At 46.3% G+C, this 25,630-nt stretch carries 27 protein-coding genes; 1 reads left to right on the forward strand and 26 read right to left on the reverse strand.

The features are described from left to right. Nucleotides 1-85 precede the first annotated feature (85 nt). Complete coding sequence (locus AC58U0_RS14210) at nt 86-1,657, forward strand: YifB family Mg chelatase-like AAA ATPase (protein ID WP_497379614.1); 1,572 nt, start codon at nt 86-88, stop codon at nt 1,655-1,657. Nucleotides 1,658-1,746: 89 nt separating this feature from the next. Here AC58U0_RS14210 and AC58U0_RS14215 read toward each other — a convergent pair whose 3' ends face one another. The 26 genes from AC58U0_RS14215 to AC58U0_RS14340 form a co-directional block, all read right to left on the reverse strand. After that, nucleotides 1,747-2,124, reverse strand: a complete 378-nt coding sequence (locus AC58U0_RS14215) for a YraN family protein (protein ID WP_497379615.1) — start codon at nt 2,122-2,124, stop codon at nt 1,747-1,749. Next, entirely contained in the window at nt 2,121-2,438 is a 318-nt protein-coding gene (locus AC58U0_RS14220) for an EscU/YscU/HrcU family type III secretion system export apparatus switch protein (protein WP_060645137.1), read from the reverse strand. Before AC58U0_RS14220 ends, AC58U0_RS14215 begins: the two co-directional genes overlap by 4 nt. Beyond that, a complete protein-coding gene (locus AC58U0_RS14225) occupies nt 2,435-4,279 on the reverse strand; it encodes a TP0910 N-terminal domain-containing protein (RefSeq protein WP_497379720.1) in 1,845 nt (614 codons plus the stop codon). Before AC58U0_RS14225 ends, AC58U0_RS14220 begins: the two co-directional genes overlap by 4 nt. A 75-nt stretch (nt 4,280-4,354) precedes the next feature. Beyond that, on the reverse strand, nt 4,355-5,002 hold the full coding sequence (gene rnhB / locus AC58U0_RS14230) for a ribonuclease HII (protein WP_497379616.1): 648 nt from the start codon (nt 5,000-5,002) through the stop codon (nt 4,355-4,357). Between the two features lie 164 nt (nt 5,003-5,166). Further along, complete coding sequence (ylqF, locus tag AC58U0_RS14235) at nt 5,167-6,039, reverse strand: ribosome biogenesis GTPase YlqF (protein ID WP_497379618.1); 873 nt, start codon at nt 6,037-6,039, stop codon at nt 5,167-5,169. Nucleotides 6,040-6,050: 11 nt separating this feature from the next. Then, complete coding sequence (gene lepB, locus AC58U0_RS14240; protein ID WP_497379619.1) at nt 6,051-6,662, reverse strand: signal peptidase I; 612 nt, start codon at nt 6,660-6,662, stop codon at nt 6,051-6,053. Between the two features lie 90 nt (nt 6,663-6,752). Beyond that, on the reverse strand, nt 6,753-7,094 hold the full coding sequence (rplS, locus tag AC58U0_RS14245; RefSeq protein WP_028558249.1) for a 50S ribosomal protein L19: 342 nt from the start codon (nt 7,092-7,094) through the stop codon (nt 6,753-6,755). A gap of 165 nt (nt 7,095-7,259) precedes the next feature. Continuing rightward, nucleotides 7,260-8,018, reverse strand: coding sequence for a tRNA (guanosine(37)-N1)-methyltransferase TrmD (trmD, locus tag AC58U0_RS14250; RefSeq protein WP_497379620.1), 759 nt, complete (start codon nt 8,016-8,018; stop codon nt 7,260-7,262). Beyond that, nucleotides 8,015-8,530, reverse strand: coding sequence for a ribosome maturation factor RimM (rimM, locus tag AC58U0_RS14255; protein WP_057301634.1), 516 nt, complete (start codon nt 8,528-8,530; stop codon nt 8,015-8,017). The genes trmD and rimM overlap by 4 nt, the downstream gene beginning before the upstream one ends. A gap of 82 nt (nt 8,531-8,612) precedes the next feature. Continuing rightward, nucleotides 8,613-8,843: a KH domain-containing protein gene (locus AC58U0_RS14260; protein WP_047672782.1), complete on the reverse strand. Its 231-nt coding sequence runs from the start codon at nt 8,841-8,843 to the stop codon at nt 8,613-8,615. Between the two features lie 26 nt (nt 8,844-8,869). Further along, nucleotides 8,870-9,142, reverse strand: coding sequence for a 30S ribosomal protein S16 (gene rpsP / locus AC58U0_RS14265; protein ID WP_029195333.1), 273 nt, complete (start codon nt 9,140-9,142; stop codon nt 8,870-8,872). Nucleotides 9,143-9,177: 35 nt separating this feature from the next. Further along, entirely contained in the window at nt 9,178-10,536 is a 1,359-nt protein-coding gene (gene ffh, locus AC58U0_RS14270; protein ID WP_057301635.1) for a signal recognition particle protein, read from the reverse strand. A 34-nt stretch (nt 10,537-10,570) separates the two neighbouring features. Then, nucleotides 10,571-10,921 carry a putative DNA-binding protein gene (locus AC58U0_RS14275; RefSeq protein WP_057301636.1) on the reverse strand — a complete coding sequence of 117 codons (351 nt, stop codon included), beginning with the start codon at nt 10,919-10,921 and terminating at the stop codon, nt 10,571-10,573. A gap of 168 nt (nt 10,922-11,089) precedes the next feature. Beyond that, entirely contained in the window at nt 11,090-12,082 is a 993-nt protein-coding gene (gene ftsY, locus AC58U0_RS14280; RefSeq protein WP_497379621.1) for a signal recognition particle-docking protein FtsY, read from the reverse strand. 32 nt (nt 12,083-12,114) lie between these two features. Further along, nucleotides 12,115-15,690, reverse strand: coding sequence for a chromosome segregation protein SMC (gene smc / locus AC58U0_RS14285; RefSeq protein ID WP_497379622.1), 3,576 nt, complete (start codon nt 15,688-15,690; stop codon nt 12,115-12,117). Nucleotides 15,691-15,784: 94 nt separating this feature from the next. Further along, complete coding sequence (gene rnc, locus AC58U0_RS14290) at nt 15,785-16,486, reverse strand: ribonuclease III (RefSeq protein ID WP_171688284.1); 702 nt, start codon at nt 16,484-16,486, stop codon at nt 15,785-15,787. A gap of 61 nt (nt 16,487-16,547) precedes the next feature. Next, nucleotides 16,548-17,783 carry a beta-ketoacyl-ACP synthase II gene (gene fabF, locus AC58U0_RS14295; RefSeq protein WP_057301640.1) on the reverse strand — a complete coding sequence of 412 codons (1,236 nt, stop codon included), beginning with the start codon at nt 17,781-17,783 and terminating at the stop codon, nt 16,548-16,550. A 94-nt stretch (nt 17,784-17,877) separates the two neighbouring features. Further along, nucleotides 17,878-18,111: an acyl carrier protein gene (gene acpP / locus AC58U0_RS14300; RefSeq protein WP_028558238.1), complete on the reverse strand. Its 234-nt coding sequence runs from the start codon at nt 18,109-18,111 to the stop codon at nt 17,878-17,880. A gap of 84 nt (nt 18,112-18,195) precedes the next feature. Next, on the reverse strand, nt 18,196-18,936 hold the full coding sequence (gene fabG / locus AC58U0_RS14305; protein WP_057301641.1) for a 3-oxoacyl-[acyl-carrier-protein] reductase: 741 nt from the start codon (nt 18,934-18,936) through the stop codon (nt 18,196-18,198). Next, on the reverse strand, nt 18,923-19,873 hold the full coding sequence (gene fabD, locus AC58U0_RS14310; protein WP_497379624.1) for an ACP S-malonyltransferase: 951 nt from the start codon (nt 19,871-19,873) through the stop codon (nt 18,923-18,925). Before fabD ends, fabG begins: the two co-directional genes overlap by 14 nt. Nucleotides 19,874-20,905: 1,032 nt before the next feature. Then, on the reverse strand, nt 20,906-21,892 hold the full coding sequence (locus tag AC58U0_RS14315; RefSeq protein ID WP_497379625.1) for a beta-ketoacyl-ACP synthase III: 987 nt from the start codon (nt 21,890-21,892) through the stop codon (nt 20,906-20,908). Continuing rightward, complete coding sequence (gene plsX, locus AC58U0_RS14320; RefSeq protein ID WP_057301645.1) at nt 21,889-22,893, reverse strand: phosphate acyltransferase PlsX; 1,005 nt, start codon at nt 22,891-22,893, stop codon at nt 21,889-21,891. The genes AC58U0_RS14315 and plsX overlap by 4 nt, the downstream gene beginning before the upstream one ends. Then, nucleotides 22,877-23,491 carry a transcription factor FapR gene (fapR, locus tag AC58U0_RS14325; protein ID WP_047672754.1) on the reverse strand — a complete coding sequence of 205 codons (615 nt, stop codon included), beginning with the start codon at nt 23,489-23,491 and terminating at the stop codon, nt 22,877-22,879. The genes plsX and fapR overlap by 17 nt, the downstream gene beginning before the upstream one ends. Before the next feature lie 119 nt (nt 23,492-23,610). Continuing rightward, nucleotides 23,611-23,784 (reverse strand): 50S ribosomal protein L32, encoded by a 174-nt coding sequence (gene rpmF / locus AC58U0_RS14330; protein WP_029195321.1) that lies wholly within the window; start codon nt 23,782-23,784, stop codon nt 23,611-23,613. A gap of 37 nt (nt 23,785-23,821) precedes the next feature. Continuing rightward, nucleotides 23,822-24,328, reverse strand: a complete 507-nt coding sequence (locus tag AC58U0_RS14335; protein WP_497314213.1) for a YceD family protein — start codon at nt 24,326-24,328, stop codon at nt 23,822-23,824. Nucleotides 24,329-24,418: 90 nt separating this feature from the next. After that, nucleotides 24,419-25,543 carry a SepM family pheromone-processing serine protease gene (locus AC58U0_RS14340; protein WP_497379627.1) on the reverse strand — a complete coding sequence of 375 codons (1,125 nt, stop codon included), beginning with the start codon at nt 25,541-25,543 and terminating at the stop codon, nt 24,419-24,421. Between the last annotated feature and the right edge of the window lie 87 nt (nt 25,544-25,630).

The raw sequence follows: 25,630 nt of genomic DNA on the forward strand, positions 1-25,630 counted from the left end.
ACGGATCAATAAGGAAGCACCTTTTATCCCACTTTATGACAGCTCGAAACGGCTGCGTAACTATAGAGAGGAAGGTGTTTTTTTCATGTATGGCAAAGTCATGAGCGCTTGCTTGCAGGGAATAGAAGGACAAACGATCGAAGTAGAGGTTGATATCTCAAGTGGCTTACCCCAAATTAACTTGGTTGGTCTCCCCGATTCGGCTATTCGAGAATCCGTTGAAAGAGTGCGCTCCTCCATCAAAAATTGTGGGTACACATTTCCCATGGATCGGATTACGGTCAATCTCGCACCAGCAGATTTACGTAAAGAAGGCTCATCTTTTGATTTAGCCATTGCTGTAGGAATTCTGATTACAACCGGTCAAGTGCCAATAGACAGCTTTCTGCACACTTTGTTTCTAGGCGAACTTGCTTTGGATGGTTCTCTTCGCCCCATTCCGGGTGTTCTTTCTATGGCGCATGCCGCTAAAAAGCTAGGGATTAAACGCGTCTGCCTTCCCCTCGCGAATGCTCCTGAAGCTGCTTTAATAGAAGGTATTGAGGTGTGCGCGATAACTAACCTTTCTGATTTCAAGTCATGGAACAAGCAATCTCAATATAAATATATATTTAATGGCATTAATTATGAATGCGGTGAAGTTTCGACAATTTCTGCCGAAGAACAGAACTTTGTCGAGGATTATGCCGATGTCAACGGACAGCACCAAGTGAAGCGTGCCATGATGATCGCTGCGGCCGGGATGCATAATATTCTTTTAATCGGTCCTCCCGGAACGGGCAAAACGATGCTTGTGAAGCGCATGCCCTCGATTTTGCCGCCTATGTCTGACAAAGAAGCTTTAGAAGTCACGAAGATATACAGTGCCTCAGGAAAGCTTACTGATCGCTCATCTCTCATGCGAACAAGATCTTTTAGAGCCCCGCATCATACGATTTCAGCCGCCGGACTTGTCGGAGGCGGAACAATACCCAAACCTGGAGAAGTTAGCTTATCTCATCGCGGCATTCTTTTTCTAGATGAACTGCCTGAATTCACGAGAACTGCCCTCGAAGTACTTAGACAGCCGCTCGAGGACCGTCATGTTACAATAGCAAGAGCAAGAGCGGTTTACACATTCCCCTCTCACTTTATATTGGCTGCCGCCATGAATCCATGTCCTTGCGGGTATTATGGAGCCGAAACTGAAGCTAATGCTTGCATTTGCAGTCCAGCAAAAATTGTTCATTATCGCTCTAAAATATCAGGCCCTCTACTTGATCGCATCGATCTTCATGTCGAAGTACCTAAACCAAGTTACACACAACTCAAGGAACGAACCAATCACTTGTCTTCAAAAGAAATGCTAATGCAAGTTATGCGCGCACATCAAAGACAACAACAACGCTATGCAGGATCTGGCATCCAATACAATAATGAATTGAGCGGTAAGCGGATGAGACAGATTTGTCATCTAACACCAGAAGGTGATCAACTGCTTAGTGCCTCTTTTGAAGCTTTGGGACTTAGTGCAAGAGCCCATGATCGCATCCTGAGGCTGGCCCTGACCATCGCTGATCTTGAGGAGTGTGACAGCATCCAGCCACAGCATCTGGCAGAGGCGATCCAATATCGTAATCTGGATAAAAAGCAGCGTATTGAAGAGATTGAAATCTGAAGTACAGCACACCCACGTTCAGCAATCTATTTATGTTATTACTCAAAAAAAAGAGCCTTTTGACTCGTTGTCTTCTCGACAAGCGATACTCAAAACGCCCCTTGTATGTGTTCAATATGAGGTGCTGCTCCATCCACGGATAGTTCTACAGTGATCACATCAAATTGAATGGACTGTTCATATTTTTGAAATCGATGCAAGTAAAATTGTGCCGTCTCTTTGACTTTCAACTGCTTGCGATAATCGACGGATTCTTTGGCTGAGCCAAAACGCCCTGAAGGGCGCCTTGTTCTGACCTCAACAAAAATTAACTTATTGGCTTTCTCTGCAATAATATCAAGCTCGCCAGTACGACAGCGCCAATTACGTTCCACAATTCGGTAATCACGCTCACAAAGAAACACTTCAGCCAACTCTTCGCCAAGCTTCCCCAACTGCTTCCGGTCATCTTTACGAAGTTTCGTCATCCATTATTCCTCGACGATCTCATTCGGTTATCTGAACGATAGATAAAACTTAATACCTCAGCGACCAATTGATACAGTTCCGGGGGGATTTCTTGATCCAACTCCAGCTTAGACAGCACTTCAACCAATGAGGAATCCTCTTGAATGGGTATCCCATTCTCCTTGGCTTTCTGAAGAATGGCTTCGGCCATATGCCCTTTCCCTTTCGCAATGAGGGTTGGGGCTTTCTGGGCTTCAGGTGAGTAGCGTAACGCTACAGCCTTCTTAAGAGGAGTCGGTTGCGACTCCTCGGATGCATTCCTATGCTTAGTCATGCTCGGAAATCCACCCCTTTGTAGGCTTTTGGCTGATAGAGCGCTCGAAGATCTACTCTACCATCAGATGGCCCTTGTTTGGAAGCTTCATTCTCCACAACAGGCGGCAGCGGATATGGCGAGCATTTTAATGAGATAAATTGATAACCCGCTTTATTCATGGCTGCTGTTATTTCTTCTTTGGACTCCTCCATTAAAGGAGCTAATGCTGGATGATCATTGTGGATGTTCAACGAAACGATTTTATTAACGACGTGCACATCGAGCAAAGTATTGCCCATTACTTTCATTTGCAGGTCGAACAGTAATCGACAATTGCTCGCGTCTACTTCCCCGCGCTTTCCTTTGCGGGATTGGATGTGAATGGCGGCAGATTGCTGGCCAGTGCCATCCATGAAGGGGACAAACAATGTCATATGGGCAAACATAGAGCTCTTGTCGCCAGTCAACATGAGCTGTTGCCCTGTAATTTGCCCAATGGCTTGCTGCGCCGCCTCTTTGAGCGGCGCTGGCGTGTCATCAGAGGCTGTAAGCTGCAGCAGCAGACTCTTCAGTGTATCAGCAGCAGGCTTGACGGAGTCGTCCTGCTGGGATGCCGTGGCGATCAGATTAGGCAGCAGATCGTCAGTGTTGTTGCGCCCCCGTAGGATAGCGTCTGCGCGCTCATCTAGCTTCGCCGCTAGATGAGACTCGTGCTCTACGCCTACGGCTTTGAGCATGCGGCTGATCCAGTTTGGCTCTGGATCAGCCTCTGGCACGCCTGCCGCAGCGCTGCGCTGCTGCGCCTCTGTTGCCGCCGCCTTCTGCTTCGCAGGCGGCTCTGGTTGTACCTGCGAACCCGCCGCGGGCGGTTCGCCTTTTGCAGGCTCAGCGCTGTGCGACTGAGCCTTTGGCGAGGCCGCCCCCGCTGTGCGGGCGGCCTGCGGCCCCGCCGCCGGCTGCGCCGAGTCGGCGGAAGCGGTCTCCGCGCGCGGCGCCGCCGCCGCGGGAAGCTCCGCGCCCGCAGCAGCAGCGGGCGGAGCCGTAATGGCAGCGGCCCCAGGCGCGCTGCCGGAGGAAACCACAGGCGGCGCCCCTGCGGGAGCCGCCTTAGCACTACCGCCAGCCTGCGGAGCAGCTGGCGCAGCAGCCACTTCCGCGGCCGACGCCTCCTGCGGCCGCGCAGGCCACGTAGCTGCGGCGGAAGCACGCAGCTCCTTGAGCAGCGTTACCACCTGCTTAGCGGTATCCGCCGCCGGGTGTGCTGGATCTTGCTCAAGCAAAGCAGTGGCCTGCTGCTCTAGCTGCTCCAGCACCTTACCAACAGGTGGCCCTGTGGTAACCTGTCTCAAAGCTCCCACAGTCGCCTCTGTAAGCGGCAATCCCTTTTTAAAGGCAAGTACAGCTACCTGTGCCCATTCATCCTTATTAACTCCCTCAGGCACGCTGCGCATTACAGCCTCAAAAGCTTTCACATTCTCCTTTGATACTGGAACGCCTTCCTGCTGCATCTGCTGTACCATTTGACGATTTCCAGCCGTATCTTTAATCGTGAATGCCTTTAACAGCTCACTGAGCGAATCATCTGCAATTTGTACATCTGACGCCGTTAGTGGCTTGAGCAGGATTTGACCCCCACTAGATTCCGGCTGCACTTGCAGCATCGTAACATCCCCTTGCTTAAGGGGAGTTTCCAATTTGGCCCGCACCTGCACACCGCCAATATTAATCAATGCTTCTTGGTCACTTAGCAACTGAAGCACGACACCTTTAACAATTTGTCCTACTTTTAATTCAAGCACCTTACTTTCAGATGCTGTTAAATCACCGACTAAACTGCGAATTAAACCACTAATATTCATGGCGCTCACCTCAAATCTTCCTAAACACTTATGTATATTATCGGCGGCTAGTTGCCTTTTCGTTACAATAAGAAGTTACATGAGATCTAATTCCAACTGTTCAGACTCGAGCACAATCTCTTTCTCTTCCAATTGCGCCATCACTTTACGTATAAATAATTTCCGATGCAGCGGTGTAGGACCATAGCGCAAAAGCATTTCTCTATGGTGCTTTGTTGCATATCCTTTATGTATAGCAAGTCCGTATTCGGGAAACTGCTCATCCCAATCCACACACATACGATCTCGAGTAACCTTCGCAATAATCGATGCGGCCGCAATAGATTGACTAAGTGCATCTCCATGAATGATCGCGGATTGTTGTATGTCCACATCAATGTTCTCCGCATCCACAAGAAGAAAATCAGGTGCTATGTTTAACTGCTCCACTGCTTGCTTCATAGCAAGCCTGGCCGCCTGTTTTATATTGATCGCTTCAATTCTACCCACGTCCACAATGCCTACACCAACAGCTAAAGCCTCAGTCATGATCTGATCATAGAAGATATCTCGCTTCTTTTCTGAAAGTTTTTTGGAGTCGTCCACACCCTCCAGTACATATCCCGTCGGAAGTATAACCGCAGCCGCGACTACATCCCCAAATAAACAGCCTCTGCCCACCTCATCAATACCCGCGATTAGAGTAAAACCTTGCTCCCAAAGTTGTTTTTCATGCTCTAACAATGGCTTTCGCCCCTTTCCATCTCCTCATTATAAAGGATTGGTGTTTAATCAAGCCACACCCATTTTTTTCACATTCTCCTAGTAAAAAAGAAAAAGCCACCCCCCGACCCGCTTGATCAGCTGAGTCCAAAAGTGACCGTTTCCTTCATTAATAACTAACCTAACTACCCTTTATCTAAGGGCTTCTCCAAAGAAATGCGTCCCATCTTGCCTGCCCTAAGCTCACGAATAATGATTAAAGAGGCTTTGTCCAAATCCACTCTGCCCCCGCTCACAATCGCTCCACGCTTACGACCGATAGCTTCCATGACTTTGACCATTTCTTGTATGTCGTCCAAATCCTCAGGAAGATCTTGAACCCCAAATCGTTCTTGAATACCAGCCCCATAATTCTGAACCATGTATTTAACGATAAAGAGTGCAATCTCATCTAAATGCAGCAGCTCTTCTTTAATGGCGCCCGTTGCTGCCAATCTCATTCCAACCATTTGGTCTTCGAATTTTGGCCACAAAATACCTGGTGTATCGAGCAAGTCCATTTCGGTTCCAACTTTAATCCATTGCTGCCCCTTCGTAACACCAGGCTTATCTCCAGTTGCTGCAATCTTCTTACCTGCCAGCTGATTAATCAGCGTCGATTTTCCAACGTTCGGGATACCTACAATGAGCGCCCTTACGGCACGGGGATTAATCCCTTTGCTAAGCTGCCGTTCAATTTTATGTGCCCAAAGCTGCTTAACACGCGGCAAAATTTCTTTGACGTGCGTTCCGGTTGCTGCATCAATCGGCAATGCTGGCAGGCCCTGATCAGCAAAATACTTAACCCAATCTGCCGTTACCTGCGGATCTGCCAGGTCATTCTTATTGAGTAGTACCAATCGCGGTTTATCTTTCAAAATCTCATCAACCATCGGGTTCCGACTGGAGAGCGGTATGCGGGCATCCAAGAGCTCGATCACAACATCAATCAGCTTAAGCTTTTCTTCAATCTGTCTTCGAGCCTTGGTCATGTGACCGGGAAACCATTGAATGGTCATTCTTCTTCACCTCAAAAATGTATGAAACTAATTTTGCTCACTGGCCAAAAAATGACTTCCGCACGGCCTACAATTTTGTTGTAAGGTATGAAGCCAATCGCTCGGCTGTCTTTGGAGTTACCACGGTTATCTCCCATTGCGAATATTTCACCATCTGGCACTTTTTTCTCTTGAAAATCTGATAACGTATTATAGGCATGTCCTTCTTTTTTCGCCTGCTCAATCGCATCCTTGATATAAGGCTGATCAATCTCTTGACCATTAATGAACACTTTGTCACCCGTAACCTTTACGGTCTCACCTGGAAGAGCAATTACCCGTTTAATGTAATCCTTACCTTCCGGTGCATGGAAAACAATAACTTCTCCGCGTTTGGGTGAGCGAATATCATAAACAATTTTATTGACGATGAGTCGTTCACCTGTTTGAAAGTTCGGACGCATGGAATCTCCATCTACAATAAAAGGAGAGAACAAGAACCAACGAATGATAATCACGAGCACACCCGCGATCACTAACGCTTTAATCCATTCCCATGTTTCGCTTTTCGCTGTTTTAACGGGAGTCGTTTCTGTCGTTTTATCCGGCTCTATGTAAGGCTGTTCTTGATTATTGTGTTCCATCACTGATTGCCTCTTTTCCAGTTTTGGTTTATATCTATTATGTACCATGAAAATGAAAAGGAGACTTGCCTGAACAAGCCCCCCGTTTTCTTATCGAATTTCTTTAATTCTTGCTGCTTTACCACGAAGACCACGCAGATAATAAAGTTTCGCACGACGAACTTTACCACGGCGAGCCACTTCAATCTTGTCAATCTTCGGAGAATGGAATGGGAAAGTTCTTTCCACACCCACACCGTAAGAAATTTTACGAACTGTAAACGTTTCGCTGATTCCACCGCCGTGGCGTTTAATAACAACACCTTCGAACAGCTGAATACGCTCACGTGTACCCTCGATAACTTTTACGTGTACTTTAAGTGTGTCTCCTGGACGGAAATTAGGAATATCCGTACGGAGTTGCTCTTTCGTAATCTCTTGAATAAGATTCATAGTTGACTCCCTCCTTCCACACAGGTGTTCATTCCGCTTATTGGCATAGTCGTTCTTAGTTGTTATGCGTAGAGGACCACCAGACTCGAACTGTTGAAAAATTCACAACAGAATATATATTATCATAGACAGGAAAGAAATTCAATAGAGAAGTTTTTGGGGGACTTACTCCTCTTGTTTCCGACCGTTCCATTCAACCACCCAAGCTTTTTCCTCTTTGGATAGTTCTCTTCCTTCAAGCAAATCAGGACGGCGTTCTAGTGTTCGGAACAGAGACTCCTTGCGGCGCCAACGCTTCACATTTTCATGATGCCCTGATAACAGCATCTCCGGAACGTCCCAGTCTCTAAACTTAGCAGGCCTCGTATAGTGGGGATACTCCAGCAAGCCTGTGGAAAACGAATCTGTCACCGCTGACATCTCATTGCCGAGCACTCCAGGCAGCAACCTCACGACGCTGTCTATAACGACCATAGCGGGTAACTCGCCGCCAGTTAATACATAATCACCGATGGACAGCTCATCCGTCACTAGATATTGCCTAATGCGCTCATCATAGCCTTCATAATGACCACAAATAAACACGAGATGCTGTTCATTAGACAGCTCCTCCGCTTTCTTTTGCGTGAACGTCTCCCCTTGTGGACACATGAGAATCACTCGCGGCTTCACCGGGTCTTGTCCATCTTCTTGATGTATGGGCAGATTCTCAACAGCAGCAAATATCGGCTCTGGCTTAAGAACCATCCCTCCACCTCCACCATAAGGGTAATCATCCACCGTATTGTGTTTATTATTGGAATAATCTCGAAAATTAACCGTGTTGAGAGCAACAATTCCTTTGTCACGCGCTTTCCCTAAAATGCTGGACGAAAACACGCCATCGAACATTTCCGGAAATAAGGTCAATACATCGATTCTCATTCCATTAATCCTTCCATCAGATGAATACGAATCGTTTTGTTGGCAATATCCACATCGAGTATCACATCATCGATGACTGGAAGCAGCAACTGTTTGCCTTTCGGCAAAGAAACAACCCATACGTCATTAGCTCCCGGTGTCAACACCTCAGAAACAAGCCCTAACTCCTGGCCTTCTTCCGTAACCACCTTACAGCCAATGATCTCGTGGTAATAATATTCTCCCTCTTCAAGAGGCTGTTGATCCTTAGCTTCAATCTTGAGAAGCGAGCCTTTGAATTTCTCAACTTCATTAATATTAGAAAATTGGTCAAACTGCAAGATAAACATATTTTTATGTAAGCGGGAGGTTTGCACCGTCACCGGCGTTTGCTTATTTTGAGAATCTACAATAATCAATGCGTTTCCTTTATCAAAACGCTCGGGAAAATCAGTTTCCGGAACCACTTTTAGTTCTCCACGAATACCATGGCTATTCACAATTCGACCAACTGTCACAAGTTTTTCGCTCATATGCGCTTGCCCAACCTCCACATTAATTTACCTTCAAAACCATACAAGAAAAAGGTTAGGAACTAAATCCTAACCTAGTTTCTTATGAAACGATTTCAACGGCTACCCGTTTCGTCTCTTTCACTGCTGCCGACGTGACAACTGTGCGGAGCGACTTTGCAATCTTGCCTTGCTTACCAATCACTTTACCGACATCGTCGGGGTGGACAGAAAGCCTGTACTCGATCTTGTCATCTTTCTCCACCACAGCGACACGTACTTCTTCCGGATGATCGACAAGAGCCTTAGCAATAACGGTGATAAGATCCTTCATGAACCCACCCTCCGAAAGATAACAGATTACTTCTGTAATTTCAGCTCGTGAAACTTAGTCATCAGACCTGCTTTTGAGAACAGGCTGCGAACTGTATCGGACGGTTGAGCGCCAGTTTGAAGCCATTTCAGCGCTTTCTCCTCATCAAGAGTTACAGCTGCTGGTTCAGCAATTGGGTTATAAGTACCGATTTCTTCGATAAAACGACCATCACGCGGGGAACGGGAATCCGAAACCACCACACGGTAAAAAGGAGCTTTATGAGCGCCTACACGTTTAAGACGAATACGTACTGCCATGAAAAATCACCTCCTACTTAGAATAAAATGCTTATTTAAAAGGGGAATTTAAATCCCTTGCCTAGCTTCTTCATTCCTTTGGCACCTTTAGGTCCCATCATGCCGGAAAATTGCTTCATCATTTTGCGCATATCGTCAAACTGCTTGATGAAACGGTTGACCTCTTGCACCGAGTTGCCGCTGCCCTGAGCAATCCGTTTACGACGGTTCGCATTGAGAAGTTCCGGCTTGCGTTTCTCTTCGGTGGTCATCGACTTCACGATAGCTTCAACACGTGCCATTTGTTTGTCGTCAACCTTCATATCTTTCATGCCCTTGATCTTATTAGCTCCTGGCAGCATTTCAAGAATTTGATCCAGTGGTCCCATCTTCTTCACTTGCTCCATTTGATCAAGGAAATCCTCGAAGGTGAATTCGGCGTTGCGCATTTTGCGCTCCATCTCTTTCGCCTTGTCCATGTCGATACCGGCTTGCGCCTTCTCAATCAAGGAAAGCATATCGCCCATACCAAGTATTCTTGAGGCCATACGATCAGGGAAGAATGGTTCTAGAGCATCCATTTTCTCGCCGCTAGCCACGAACTTAATTGGGCAACCTGTAACAGCTTTAACTGATAATGCCGCGCCACCGCGGGTATCGCCATCCAGCTTGGTCAGTACAACACCCGTAAGTTCAAGCTGTTGATGGAAGCTTTCTGCAACATTGACTGCATCCTGCCCGGTCATCGCATCGACAACGAGCAAGATTTCATCCGGTTCAACAGCAGTTCGAACATTTTTCAGCTCGTCCATCAGATTTTCATCAATGTGCAAACGACCAGCGGTATCGATAATGACGTAATCATTACCGTTATCTTTGGCATGCTGAAGTCCTGCTTTAGCAATATCAACAGGATTCACTTGATCCCCAAGTGAAAATACCGGAACATTGAGCTGTTCTCCAAGAACCTGCAGCTGTTTGATCGCAGCAGGACGATAAATGTCACAAGCTACAAGAAGCGGTCTATGGTTTTGTTTAAGGAGCATTTTCGCTAGCTTACCAGAGGTTGTTGTCTTACCTGCCCCTTGCAAGCCTGCCATCATGATGATCGTTGGCGGTCGATTCGAACGAACTAACTTACTTTGTGTACCGCCCATAAGTGCTGTTAGCTCTTTGTTCACGATATCGATTACGACCATGCCTGGTGTGAAGGATTTCAATACTTCTTGTCCGATGGATTGTTCCTTCACTTTAGCAATAAAGTCTTTGACTACTTTAAAGTTAACGTCCGCTTCAAGCAGCGCCAATCGTACTTCGCGAAGCGCTTCGCCTACATCTTCTTCCGTCAGCTTACCTTTGCTTCTCAGCTTACCGAAAACGTTCTGTAACCGGCTTGCCAATCCTTCAAATGCCATGCGCTTCACCTCCTGCTTCTGAACTTTCTATGTTTTAATCGATCCCTACTATTGTATCAAAAAGCTCCGTCGTTTTCCTCTTTAGCTCTGGTTCGCAAACTTCAAGCACCTGAACCAATTCCGCACGCAGCTTCATGCGTTGTTCGTGCTTATGTACCAGTTGCAATTTGCTTTCATAATCCTGAAGAGTTGACTCTGCACGTTTAATATGTTCATAAACCGCCTGGCGGCTTATTTCAAAATTCTCAGCGATTTCTCCGAGTGAGTAATCATCATGAAAATAAAGTTGGAGGAACGTTCTTTGTTTATCGGTCAACAGCGGTTCATAGAAATCAAATAGCAAGTTAACGCGATTCGTTTTCTCAAGCATTTGATCGATAGACATGTTCCACCTCCGTAAAGGTTGCACACTTGACAGCAGCACAACAGAACCTATCATACTGAATTCCAAGATGAATGTCAAGCATTTGACCTTGTCAGTTAAAGAACAAAAAAATCCTCCTCTAACCGACTAACGGCTGAGGAGAATTTTTCACGCAACAAGAAGCATTTATTAAGCATTCTCTTCCTTTTGCTCGCCGATCCATTTGCCAAAGAGGGCATGAACGAATTGCTCGGAATCAAAAGGCTGAAGATCATCCATTTTCTCACCGAGTCCAACGAACTTCACAGGAAGTGATAACTCTTGACGGATCGCAACAACGATACCGCCTTTGGCCGTACCGTCAAGCTTGGAAAGCACCAACCCCGTAAGACCTGTTTTGTCACCGAAAAGCTTGGCTTGGCTGAGTGCATTTTGTCCCGTCGTAGCATCTAAAACGAGAATAACCTCGTGAGGAGCATCTGGAACTTCGCGCTGGATAACGCGATAGATCTTATTCAATTCCTCCATCAGATTCACTTTATTTTGCAAACGACCTGCTGTATCGCACAATAAGATGTCTACACCACGCGTTTTCGCTGCCTGCACCGCATCAAACATGACGGCGGCAGGATCGGAGCCTGAATGCTGTTTAATCACATCCACACCCACACGCTCGCCCCAAGTTTCCAACTGCTCAATTGCACCTGCACGAAATGTATCTCCTGCAGCCATTAACACTTTTTTTCCTTGAGATTTAAACATGTGTGCCATTTTACCGATTGTCGTTGTCTTCCCAACGCCATTCACACCAACAAACAAAATGACGGATAATCCATTTGGATTTAACTTCAGTCCTGCATCAGCGTCACCTTTTAATAGTTCAATCAACTTTTCGGATAGGATCGGTTGCAGCTCCGCGGGATCTTCAATTTTGCGTTTTTTTACTTCAGCACGAAGCTGATCGATTAGCTTAAGCACTGTATTCACACCTACATCAGCGCCAATTAGAATTTCTTCAAGCTCCTCATAAAAATCTTCATCTATCTTCTTGCGGCGGCTAAATAAATCATCCACACGATCGACGAAGGCGTCTCTCGTTTTCGTAAGTCCTTCTTTGAACTTATTCGTGACCGCTTCGGCCTTGTTGGAAATACTTTCCTTTAATCGTTTAAAAAAGCTCATGGTTCCTCCTAATAAAATAACATTCAACCTAATTATGATGCGGACATTGCGGCTTCTTCATCCTCTAAACGAACGGAAACGAGCTTGGAAACACCGCCCTCTTGCATCGTTACCCCATACAGCACATCCGCTTCCTCCATCGTCCCCTTACGGTGCGTAACCACGATAAATTGCGTCATTTCAGAGAACTCACGCAAGTATTCGGCAAAACGAGATACGTTCGCTTCATCCAAAGCAGCTTCTACCTCATCTAGTACGCAGAATGGAACCGGTTTAACGCGGATGATCGAGAACAGCAGCGCAATCGCTGTGAGAGCGCGCTCTCCACCGGAAAGAAGTTGAAGATTTTGGAGCTTTTTGCCAGGCGGTTGTGCAACGATCTCAATACCTGTATCCAGCATATTCTCCGGCTCAGACAGAATCAAATCCGCACGGCCGCCGCCAAACAATTTAGCAAATACAACGCCAAAGTGCGAGCGAATCGCATCAAAGGTGGTCTTAAATCGTTTGGACATTTCTTGATCCATTTCACGGATGACCTGATAAAGCGTTGTTTTCGCTTCGATCAAATCGTTTTTCTGGGAGTCTAAAAATTCATAGCGCTCAGAAACCCGCGCATATTCTTCAATAGCACCGAGGTTCACATCACCAAGCGAAGCGATTTCGCGTTTAAGTTCACGCACTTTGCCCTGTGTACCTTGGATATCTTCAGGAACTGGATAGCGCTCTTTTGCTAACTCATAGCTAAGCTCATATTCTTCCCCTAGCTTCTTCAACAGGTTTTCTAGCTCAACATCCAATCGAGTCACACGAACTTCAGTTTGATGCAAACTCTCTTCAACCTGTTTCAGCTGAATACGTTGCGTCCGGGTCTCATTCTCTTCTTGCTCGAGCTTATGTAACCAATCCGTTCGCTCAGCACGTTTGAAATCAATGTTTTCTGAGCATTGCTGCTTCCTGATTTTGAGATCATTAAGTAATTCAACTTGTAGTACAGTCTCTTGATCAAGCGCTGCCATATCTTGCTCCAATTGCTTAAGGAGACCGCGGTTCATTTCCATTTCCCGCTCAGCTTCGCCGAGATCCTGCTGCAGTCGTCGCTGCTGATCTTGGAGTGACTGTTTCTCTTGCGAAATGGAGGCCACCTTGACTTTCAAATCCGTCAACTGGCTTTGCAGTTCTTCCTTCTCCGACTCACTCGCTTTACGGGAGTGCTCGGCATCGCGAATCGCTTGCTGTAAGGAAGCTTCTTCTTCCTGCAGTTCAGCCAGCGCTGCTTCGGACTCGACTTTCTTCCGTCCAAGATCGGCCTGCTCTTGAAGCAGCGAACCTCGATCTTGACTATCCAGCGCTAGTTGTTCTTCAACCGTGCGGCTTTCAGACTCAAGTGGATTCAATTCTGCTCGAATTTGCTGCTCGGTGATACGTTTTTGTTCACCCTGCTGACGGAGCTGTTCAATCGTCATCATATCATCCGTAATCTCGCGCTTCATCACGCTGGATTGGCTGCGCAAACCGCTGAGCTGCTGCTCAGAAGTTTTGATCTCCTGATCCAGCTCCTCAATTTGACGTTGACGCCCAAGCAGATTCGTTGATTTCTTCTGCAAGCTTCCGCCTGTCATCGAACCGCCAGGGTTCACGACGTCACCTTCCAGCGTCACAACCCGATAGCGATACTGTGCTTTAGCAGCAATATGATTCGCATCTTCTAGACTCTGTGCTACAACAACGTTCCCAAGCAGGCTTGAGAAGATGTTCTGGTAGGTGGACTCAAATGAGACAAGATCAACAGCAAGGCCGACAAAACCTTTAGAAGATTTCAAAGAACTAAGCTCATTGTCAGAAATCGAGCGTCCGCGTATAACATTCATAGGCAGGAACGTAGCTCGTCCCATTTGACGGCGCTTCAAGAAGGCAATAGCTTCACGCCCATCCGCTTCGGTCTCGACAACGATATTTTGCAAGGCGCCGCCGAGCGCTGTCTCAATCGCAATCTCAACGTCTGCAGGCACCTTAACAAGCTCGGCTACGGCCCCGCGAATACCACGCAAATCCTTACGGCTCTTCGCTTTAAGAACTTCTTTAACACCCTGCATGAAGCCATCGTAATCGTTGGCCATCTCTTTCATCGTGTCGCGGCGGGAAGTCAACGCATCTAGTTTCTGCTCCCATTTACGGACCATGCCTTGTGCTTCATCGAGCAACCCTTGCTTACTTTTCAAGCTTTGGGTTAACTGCACATACCTTTGTCGTTCATTCTCAATTTCACTAACCGTTTGTTCCAATTTAGCCGTCAACTCTTGCTTACGGATCGAAATCTTCTCTCGTTGTTCCGCCCACTTCTGACGTTCTTCATCAAGCCTTTCCAAACGGCGACCGATACTTTCCGTTTGCTGCTCAGCGTAACGTATCTCGTTCCTCGCCTGAGCCATTCGGTTCAGTGTTTCCAGCAATTCGCCCTTCAACTGATCTTCAGGCGAGGAGCTGATACCGCCGTTAACCCCAAGTAACCGTTGTTCTTCCGCGGTCAGCTTCGCTTGAAACTCAAATAGCTGGGCGCCAATTTGAATGATTTTCTCACGCTGCTGGCTCAGCTCATCTTCTTTATCTATTTTACGCTGCTCTTGCAGAGCGATAGTAGTGCTTAGCTGCTGATGATTAGCCACGTAATTCTTATTACGCTCTTTGAGCACTTCGCCATGCCCTTCGCACTTCTCGAAATCTTCACTTAGTTGGAGTAAACTTTCTTGAAGCTTTTCCAGCTCCTCCTCTAACCTGCGAGTTTCCCATCGATGCTTCTCCAAGTGCGCATCATGTTGATTTACGATTGTCGAAAGCTCTGTTTGTTCCTTGACTAGCTTCTCTAGCAGCTGCTTCGAATCATTCCATGAAATGTAAATCTGATCAATCTGATGTACATACATAGCAATCTCACTGCTTTTGAGCGTCTCCCGAAGCTCTTTGTAACGAATCGCCTTCTCAGACTGCTCGCGAAGCGGTTCGATTTGATCCTCAAGCTCAGAAACCAAGTCGTGAATCCGCAGCAAATTTTGCTCGGTGTCACTCAATTTCTTCTCAGCTTCACGTTTACGCGATTTATATTTAACAATCCCCGAAGCTTCTTCAAAGATCCCTCGACGATCTTCGGATTTCGTACTTAGAATTTCTTCAATACGACCTTGTCCAATAATGGAATAAGCTTCTTTCCCTATCCCTGTGTCCATGAACAATTCCGTTATATCTTTCAGGCGGCAGGGCTGCTTATTAATTAAATACTCACTTTCCCCACTGCGATGCACTCTACGAGTAACCGTCACTTCATTGAAGTCTAGTGGAAGCGATTGCGACGTATTATCAAGCGTCAGCGAGACTTCCCCATAATTGACTGCACGGCGCGCATCACTGCCTGCAAAAATAACATCTTCCATTTTACCGCCACGCAAGGACTTCGCACTTTGCTCACCTAACACCCAGCGGATACCGTCCGAAATATTGCTTTTTCCACTGCCGTTAGGACCTACAACTGCGGTAATACCGCGTACAAATTCCAGTTCCGTACGGTCTGCGAAAGACTTAAACCCGGATAATTCAATCCGTTTCAAAAACATGGTCTCACCTCAGAAATTATTGTAACATATCCCTTATAAAAATAAGAGAAAAAAACAAAAAGGCGGCCGCAGCCGCCCCTTTAAGCCATATGCATTACCGCTGAACGGTCACATTCAATTTCGACAAGGCCCCAGCAGCAGCCTGCTGTTCCGCTTCTTTCTTGGAACGTCCTGCTCCGGTTCCCAGAAGGTCGGCATCCATGTGCACTTCAGCTACAAACTCACGTTCATGAGCTGGCCCTCGTTCATTCACAATGCGGTATTCCAATGAACCCATGTTGTGATGTTGAGTATGCTCCTGCAATAGAGTTTTGTAATCAATAATCAGCAGCTTACCTTCACTGGAGATTTTTGCGAAAACGTGCTTTTTGAGAAAACCTTTTACGATATCCAAGCCTTGATCAAGGTATAAAGCTCCAACAAAGGACTCGAAAACGTCGGCAAGGAGCGCCGGGCGAGAACGCCCTCCAGTTAACTCCTCTCCTTTACCGAGTAATACAAAAGCACCGAAATCCAAATCTTCAGCGAACGTAACGAGTGACGGCTCACAAACGATAGACGCCCTGAGCTTCGTCAATTCACCTTCTGAACGCCCTGGATAAGAATCATATAAGAATTCCGAAACCGTTAGTTCAAGGACAGCATCCCCAAGAAACTCCAGACGCTCGTTATCTTTATGCCCAGCAATACGGTGCTCATTGACATAAGAAGAATGGGTAAAAGCTTGCTGAAGCAGCTCTTTTTTCCGAAATGTAATCCCTATTCGCTGCTGCAGTTCTTTAATATCACGGTTCATTGCCTTTATTCACCACCCAGAGAGAATGATATTCCGTTATCTTTCTTCGTAGGAAGGCAAATTATGCTTCAAACCTTTTCAAGATAATCGTTGCATTATGTCCACCAAATCCAAATGAGTTCGACATCGCAATGTCTACCTTTGCTTCACGAGCTGTGTTTGGCACATAATCCAAATCACACTCAGGGTCTTGGTTGACCAAATTGATTGTTGGTGCAATCAAGCTATTAGAAATGGTTAAACCACAGATAACAGCTTCTACACCGCCTGCAGCGCCAAGTAAATGGCCCGTCATTGATTTCGTCGAGCTGACAGCTACTTTGTAGGCGTGTTCGCCTAAAGCTTTCTTAATAGCCGTAGTTTCTGACCTATCTCCTACTGACGTAGAAGTTCCATGAGCATTGATGTAAGAAATTGACTCTGGGCTAATGCCTGCGTCTTTAATCGCTTTGACCATACAACGTGCTGCCCCGTCCGGATCTGGATCTGTCATGTGATAAGCATCACCGCTCATCCCATAACCAATCACTTCGGCATAAATGCGTGCCCCACGCTTCTGAGCATGTTCGAGCGATTCCAAAATCATCACGCCAGCTCCTTCGCCCATGACAAAACCATCGCGGTCTGTATCAAACGGGCGGCTAGCCAAGTGAGGCTCTTCATTACGAGTTGACATGGCACGCAAAGCACAAAAGCCAGCTACACCAATCGGTGTAATCGTTGCCTCAGCACCGCCGCAAATCATTACGTCGGCATCACCACGTTGAATCATTTTGAACGAATCACCGATGGAGTGAGTACCTGTTGCACAGGCAGTTACAGCCGTGGAGTTCGGTCCTTTTGCCCCAGTAATCATTGAAACTTGTCCAGACGCCATATTCGCAATCATCATCGGAATAAAGAAGGGAGATACGCGTTTCGGCCCCTTCTCCAAAAGAATTCTATGCTGTTCTTCCCACGTATTCAAACCGCCAATTCCTGATCCGACCGATACGCCCACACGTTCAGGATCCGTATCTTCCTTCACATTCAAGTTCGCGTCTTTTAGCGCATTAATCGCACCAGCTACAGCGAATTGAACGAAACGGTCCATCCGACGTGAATCTTTACGATCTACATAATTCTCAATATTAAAATCTTTAACCTCAGCAGCAATACGAGTCGGATACTCGCTTACATCAAAATTCTCGATCAAGCTGATTCCGGATTTACCAGAAGTCAGATTGCCCCAAAACGTTTCTAAATCTTGACCAAGGGCAGTAACTACGCCCATACCTGTAATTACAACTCTGTTCATTTGTACCACCTTCTATGTAGTAGAGCATCATTTTTTATTGTTTGAAAATGGAGAGAAAGTCCCGTCTTGATTAGAAACGGGACTCGGTAGACTATTACGTATGAGATTTTATGTAATTCGTAACTTCTCCTACAGTCGTAATCTTCTCGGCATCTTCATCGGAAATTTCTAAATCGAACTCATCTTCTAATTCCATTACTAATTCAACTACATCGAGAGAATCAGCACCTAGATCTTCTTTGAAAGATGCTTCGAGGGTGACTTCAGCTTCATCAACCCCTAGACGATCGACAACAATTCGTTTAACACGATCCAATACGTCGGACATCCGGTTCACCTCCTCTTTGGTATTATACGAGAATCTCTGACAGATTGCCAGTAGTCAATTTTGAGATTCTCTTTCTGGTAAAACTTACATGTACATGCCGCCATCCACATGGAGTGTTTGGCCTGTCATGTAGGACGCATCGTCCGATGCTAGGAAGCGAACAACCTTTGCAATTTCCTCAGGTTGGCCAAGGCGCTCCAGTGGAATTTGCTTCAACATTTGCTCTCGCATCTCGGATGACAACTTGTCCGTCATATCGGTTTCAATGAAACCTGGCGCTACAGCATTCACCGTAATGCCTCGAGAAGATAGTTCTCTCGCAGTCGCTTTGGTTAAGCCAATAACGCCTGCTTTTGCTGCTACATAGTTGGCCTGACCCGGGTTACCGAGCACACCCACTACAGAAGATATATTAATAATTCGACCGAAACGCTGTTTCATCATCGGGCGGGTAACGGCTTTTACACAGTTAAACACACCTTTGAGATTCGTAGCGATGACTTGATCGAACTCTTCTTCCTTCATCCGCATGATTAAATTGTCTCTTGTTATGCCAGCATTATTCACAAGAATATCAATTTTACCAAAAGTTTCTAGCGTTTGCTTCACTAAATCATCAGCTTCTTGAAAACTGCTTACGTCGGCACGCAGCTTAATCGCTTTACGTCCCATCGCTTCAATCTGCTCAACAACTTCTCCAGCAGCGGCTTCACTTCCTGCATAGTTCACAACAACATCAGCCCCATGTTCAGCCAAATGTAAAGCAATCGCTCGGCCAATACCTCGAGATGCCCCTGTTACCAGTGCTACCTTACCCGTTAACATGATTGTGTACCTCCTGCATATACTTCTCCAAAGCTTCTAGGCTGCCGATTGACACGGTCTTCACCGTTTTGTCTACCTTTTTAATCAGACCGGCGAGAACCGTTCCCGAGCCAAGCTCAATAAACGTATCGACGCCTTGGCCTATCAGATAAACAATGGTGTCCTCCCACAATACTGGAGAGTACACTTGCTCAACAAGCAGCCCGCGGATATCGCCAGGCTGCGTGACAGGACGAGCCGTTACGTTGGCCACAACGGGCACGGCTGCATCACTCATCTCGATCGACGCGAGCACCTCTGCGAGGCGCTGCGAGGCTGGTTTCATGAGTGAAGAGTGAAAAGGCCCGCTCACTTCGAGCGGTATGGCACGCTTCGCTCCGGCTTCTTTACAGCGTTCTACAACCGCTGCAACACCTTCTTTACTGCCCGAGACGACGATCTGTCCCGGGCAGTTCACATTGGCGAGCTCCACGACGGAGCCGCCGCTTGTGATAGCCGCGCATAGCTCCGCAAGCGCTTCGCGCTCGGCTCCCAGCACGGCTGCCATCGCACCCAGGCCGCCAGGGACGGCCTGTTCCATGAACTCGCCGCGGGCCCGCACCGTGCGGACCGCGTCTTCAAACGCGAGCACGCCCGCCGCGACCAGCGCGCTGTATTCACCGAGACTATGTCCGGCGACATAGTCTGGCTTAATGCCCGCAGCCTTGAACGCTTCCAAACAAGCGATGCTTGTTGTCAGCAGTGCAGGCTGCGTGTGATAGGTGATCTTCAATTGGTCCTCTGGACCTTGGAAGATCAGATCAGATAACGAAAAGCCTAGCGCTTCGTTAGCGCGCTCAAAATATGCTCTAGCAGCAGGATGATTCGTGTATAAATCTTGTCCCATACCCACGGACTGCGAGCCTTGACCAGGAAATACAAAAGCTATTTTACCCATACGAGAAAAGGATCCCCTTCCACGATAATTTTCAGTAATTAAATATAAAGCTTTACTTAAAATTCCATTTTTTCGACGGACGACCTTTTTTTCCATCCCCCTTATTGACACTATCCCCTTAGCTCAGTTCCTCAGTTCCTCAGTTCCTCAGTTCCTCAGTTCCTCAGTTCCTCAGTTCCTCAGTTCCTCAGTTCCTCAGTTCTTCAGTTCTTCAGTTCTTCAGTTCTTCAGTTCTTCAATTCTTCAGTTCCTCAGTTCTTTAATTCTTCAATTCTTCAATTCTTCAATTCTTCAGTAACTCTAACAGTCTCCACCCAAATTATTTACTCAGACTGCCAAAGCATCACCAGAAAACTTTTATCAGTCGAAACTTACAGTCAGTCGTGCAGTTTCCAGCGTAACCCTTAGGTTCAGCGAAAAAGAAGAAAAGAGAGGTTTTTTTGCTTCACTGAGCCTCAGGGATAGTGTCAATAGCATCACTTGGAAAACTTTTATCAGTCGCAAAACTTACAGTCAATCGTGTGTTTTTCCCGCGTAACCATCGGGTTCGCTAGAAAATAAGAAAAGAATTGTCTTTTTCTAGACACCAGAGCCTTAGGGATAGCGCCAATAAGCTTTACACGGAAAACTCTTATCAACTGAAAGTTTTGCAGTCAACCGCACAAATTTCCTGCGTAACCATCGGGTTCAGAGGAAAAGAAAAAAATAGTCTTTTTCTAGGACCTGAGCCTAAGGGATAGCACCAATAGCTTCATACGGAAAACTCTTATCAGCTGAAAGTTTTGCAGTCAAACGTGCAATTTTCCTGCGTAACCATCGGGTTCAGTGCAAAATAAGAAAAGAATGGCCCTTCTCTAGACACCTGAGCCTTAGGGATAGCGCCAATAGCCTCATCGGAAAACTAATCTCAGCTGTAAGACTTACAATCGATCGTGTACTTTATCCAGCGTAACCCCGGGCTCAGTGGAAAAGAGAAAAGAATGGTCTCTTTCTAAACACCTGAGCCTTGGGGATAGTGCAGGCAGTAACGAACTACCAAACCAAAGCAGCTGCGCCCCAAGTAAGACCGCCGCCGAAGCCGACTAGTACAAGACGATCGCCTTCATTCAATCTTCCCTGCTCAACCGCTTCAGCGAGAGCTACTGGGATAGAGGCCGCGGACATATTGCCGTACTTGTCTAGGTTGATCATGCATTTGTCATCTGTCAGTTCTAGACGATTTAAAGATGCTTGAATGATTCTCATATTCGCTTGGTGCGGTACGAGCAGATCGATGTCTGTTTTTTCCCAGCCTGCTTTGCGCAGCGCTTCATCAGCGGCATTGCCCATGATCCGGACGGCAAATTTGAAGACTTCAGCTCCGGCCATGTAGATGTAGTGCAAACGTTGGTCAATGGAGGTTTGCGAGGAAGGATTACGCGACCCGCCACCTTCAATTTTTAGAAGCGGACCTCCTGTACCGTCAGCACCCAACTCAAACGATTTGAAACCTCTATGTTCAGGCACTTCCCCAATAACAACGGCTCCAGCGCCATCGCCAAAAAGAATGCATGTGTTTCGGTCTGTATAGTCAGTAATTTTGGATAAGCAATCAGCGCCAATGATAAGTGCGTGTTTATATGTACCTGTGGCAATGAAGTTAGAGGCATTAGCTAGCCCATATACAAAGCCTGAACAAGCTGCTGACAAGTCAAAAGCTGCTGCTTTTTTGGCTCCCAGCTTCTCTTGGAGAATACATGCCGTTGAAGGGAATGCCATATCAGGTGTAATCGTTGCTACTATAATCAAATCAAGTTGGTCTGCCGTAATCCCTGCATTAGTCAGAGCAATCAGTGCGGCTTCATAACAAAGATCAGACGTAGCTTGTCCTTCGGAGGCTATTCTTCTTTCACGTATACCCGTTCTGGTCACGATCCACTCATCATTCGTTTCGACCATGGTTTCCAATTCTTGATTTGTTAAAATTCGTTCTGGTACATATTTACCCGTTCCGAGTACCCCAACTGGTATTAAATTCATGTTGTTATATCTCTCTTCCCGTGGCTAATTTCGGCAGATATCGTGCCAACCAAATCATTTTGCAAGGCAATTCTCGCTTGACGAACTGCATTCTTAATAGCATTCGCATCGGAGGAGCCATGGCTTTTTAGGACTAATCCATCAATACCCAAAAACGGGGCCGCCCCATGTTCATTATAATCCAACTTTTTGCGGAATTGTGTAAGTCCTGGTTTCAAGACAGCCGCTGCAAGTTTAGTAAAAATGGTTTTGGTGAACTCTTGTTTCAGTGCTGAGAAAATGGTAGACGCAGCGCCTTCCAATGATTTCAGCATAATATTCCCAGCGAATCCATCGCACACGATGACGTCGCATTTGGCACGAAGCACTTGAGAAGATTCGACATTCCCCACAAAATGAATAGGGGCTTGTTCCATTAAAGGATATGCCGTTTTCGTTAATTCATTCCCTTTGGTCGCTTCTGTACCGACATTCAGCAGGCCCACACGAGGCTTGGCAATACCGTGAACTTTGGAGCGATAAATACTGCCCATAATGGCGTATTGAATCAGCTGTTCGGCTGTTGCATCCATATTTGCTCCCAGATCGAGCGCAAGAACTCCGTTTCCATCCATAGTTGGAATCATGGGTGCTAGTGCCGGACGCTCGATCCCTGGAATTCTTCCTACGACTAGCAATCCAGTCGTCATCAAAGCACCTGTATTTCCTGCAGAAATCATGGCTTCTGCTTCCTTCTCACGTACCAGCCTTCCTGCTACCACCATGGAAGCGTCTTTTTTGCGACGAACAGCCTTAACAGGCTCATCCTCTGCTTCAATGACTTCTTCCGTGTGATGGATAGTTAAGTTCGCTGGCCTTTCTGTGAGATGCGCTTCAATCGCGGCGCTGTTACCGACCAGAATGATATGTACATCCTTCCATTCTTTGGCCGCTGCGAGTGCACCTTCGACTACGATTTTAGGAGCATTGTCGCCACCCATTGCATCAATCGCGATTCGCATGCAGCTTGTCCTCCCTATCTAGATGTTGCTCTTTCTTCGAATGAAAGATCACAAAGTTGCCTCGAAAAACCGTTTCATCGCCAACATATGAAAACACCTCGACTCTTGCTTTCCCTTTGGAAACGGAACGCACATAGGCTTTGGCGATACATTTCTCTCCGAGCTTTACAGAACGAATAAAACGTATGTCTGCAGAAGCTGTTAAAGCTATGGGATCGTCGATGACGGCAACCGCCAGGGAGTTCGCTTGCGAGAAAATATGATGTCCTCTTGCAATTTTGGTTCTTGAGAAAACATGATCTTCTTTAATTTCAAAAATCGAGATACCGCTTTGATCCAGCTGTAAATCAATCACTTCTCCAATAATTTCATCAATTGGCAGTGAGCGTACATGATCATACGTTTTGACCGCCATATGCTTCATTCGTTCCCGCAGCTCAGGAATGCCGAGCTCCAACCGATCCAAGCGGACGGTTTGGATACTGACCTGAAACGTTCGCATCAGTTCCTCGTCTGTCATAAAAGGATTAGCTTCAATGGCTTGAAGCAATTGCTGCTGCCTTTGTCGTTTAGGAAGGCGTTCGATGGCGAGCACCACCTTATCTCGTGAGATCTCATCTTATTACCAGATACTAAACTGTAGTATATTAAATTTATAGCCAAAAAGAAAGCAAAAAAAATAGCACCTCACACTAGGATGAAGTACTATGTCCAATCTTATGCTTTTACGATCTCTCTACCTTTGTAAGTTCCGCAAGACTTGCACACACGGTGTGCTAGCTTCAGTTCTCCACATTGTTCACATTTCACCATGCCTGGAACTTCCAATTTAAAGTGAGTACGGCGCTTGTCGCGACGAGTTTTGGACGTTCTTCTTTGAGGTACTGCCATATTCAAAACACCTCCTTATACGAATTTCAATGATGCCTTATTCTTTGTTAAAAAAGTCCGCGAGACCTGCAAGCCTAGGATCAATCTTCTCCTGCTTACAGCCGCAATCGCGTTGATTGCGATTCTCTCCGCACACAGGACAGAGACCTTTGCACGCTTCGTCACAAAGTGGTATGTACGGTAAACCGACCACTACATTTTCTACAACGTAAGGCTCCAAATCGACTTTATCTCCAACCACTAAATGAATATCCTCGTCTAGATCTGGATCTTCTTCTTCTGGTTTTTGCATGAAGACTTCCTCAAAAGGAAGTTCGATTGTTTGGTTAGTGTGCGATAAGCATCGTGAACAAATTAACTCCAAGTCTAGCGTTAACGTACCGTTAACTTTTGCTGCTCCATCTTCATACACGGCTTGAAGATCAACGTGTACGGGACCATGACCAAGGATATCTTGACGTCCTTCAAACGGATCGGTCAAGGCCAATTCTTCGGTCATATGAACCTGCCCTTTAAGAGATAGCTCTCTAAAACGAATTTGCATGTGTTTTTCACCCCAAACAAACAAAGATTATTATATCCAGTTTGAATGCCTTTTGTCAATTTAAATTATATTATTTTTACTAGATCTAGCTTATTTCGGAGGCAATGCTGCTAGAAATTTGAGTGCTTCTTCCATTGTGCCGATTTCGACAATTTTCATTTTGGTCTTAATTTGATTGGCTCTCTCGACAGCTGCTGTGTAATTCTCGATTTTGGTACCATCTTTATAAGTAACATCTTTTGGTGCAAAGAAATAATCGGCCTTTTCCCGATCCGCGGCAATGATCTTATGCTGAATACCGCCAATTGGACCTACAGTGCCGTCGCTTTCAATCGTTCCTGTCCCCGCAATGCGATAACCCTTGGTAATATCATTTGGCACTAGTTGATTGTAAATCTCTAAGGAGAACATTAATCCCGCCGAAGGACCGCCAATCTCACCAGCCTTAATGGATACTTGTTGATCCTCCTGGTCCGCTTTTACAGCCTGCATATCCGCTGGTACAACGCCAATACCTGCCCGCGGTTCGCCTTGCTCGCCTTCCTGCTTAGGAAGAGCACCAAGCGTCAGCGTAGCTTGCTGTTCGACTTTTTTCCTCGAATACGTGATAGAAATTGTATCCCCCGCTTTTTTACCTTTAAGTGAGTCCAGTAAATCTTGCGCGACCTTCACTTCTTTATCTCCAGCTTTTAAAAGCACATCTCCTGGTTTGAGAACCTTTTCTCCCGATAGGCCAGGCAACGTCTGGAGTACCATAACCCCTTCATGATTGATATGAAAGGGGATTTTGGCTTGCTTATAGGCCGCTTGAAGAGCACTTGCTTGGGATGTCAACATAACATACTCTTGGCGCTGTGAATACTCTTGTTCCGACTCACCTTTACGCAAAACACTCGTTTTGGGCTGAATCTCTTCATACGGATGTACGAGTCCAATTAAATAATTGACCATGTTGGCATCGGCAACTCGTACTGTGGTTAACATCAGCGTCCCTTTTTCGTCATCAGAGCCTTTGGGGATCGTCACCATCGGTTTAATTTCTTCCGCAGTCCCTGGCATGAATATAAAAAATGGAAGTCTTACAAAAAACAACAAATAAACAATGACAACTCCGACAATCGCGGATATTAAATAGCGCCTAGTCGCCGATCTTTTCGGATATCGATACGAATCATTCGACCATGTACGAATCGTACTCTCTTCTTCGTTCTCCATGCAGGTTCCCCTTCCTGATGCCTTATACAAGTAGATGTCTCTTGCCTTACCTCCAAGCGAAAGCTTGGTCTAAACCCGCATGCTCTA

The organism is Paenibacillus sp. J31P190, assembly GCF_059692075.1.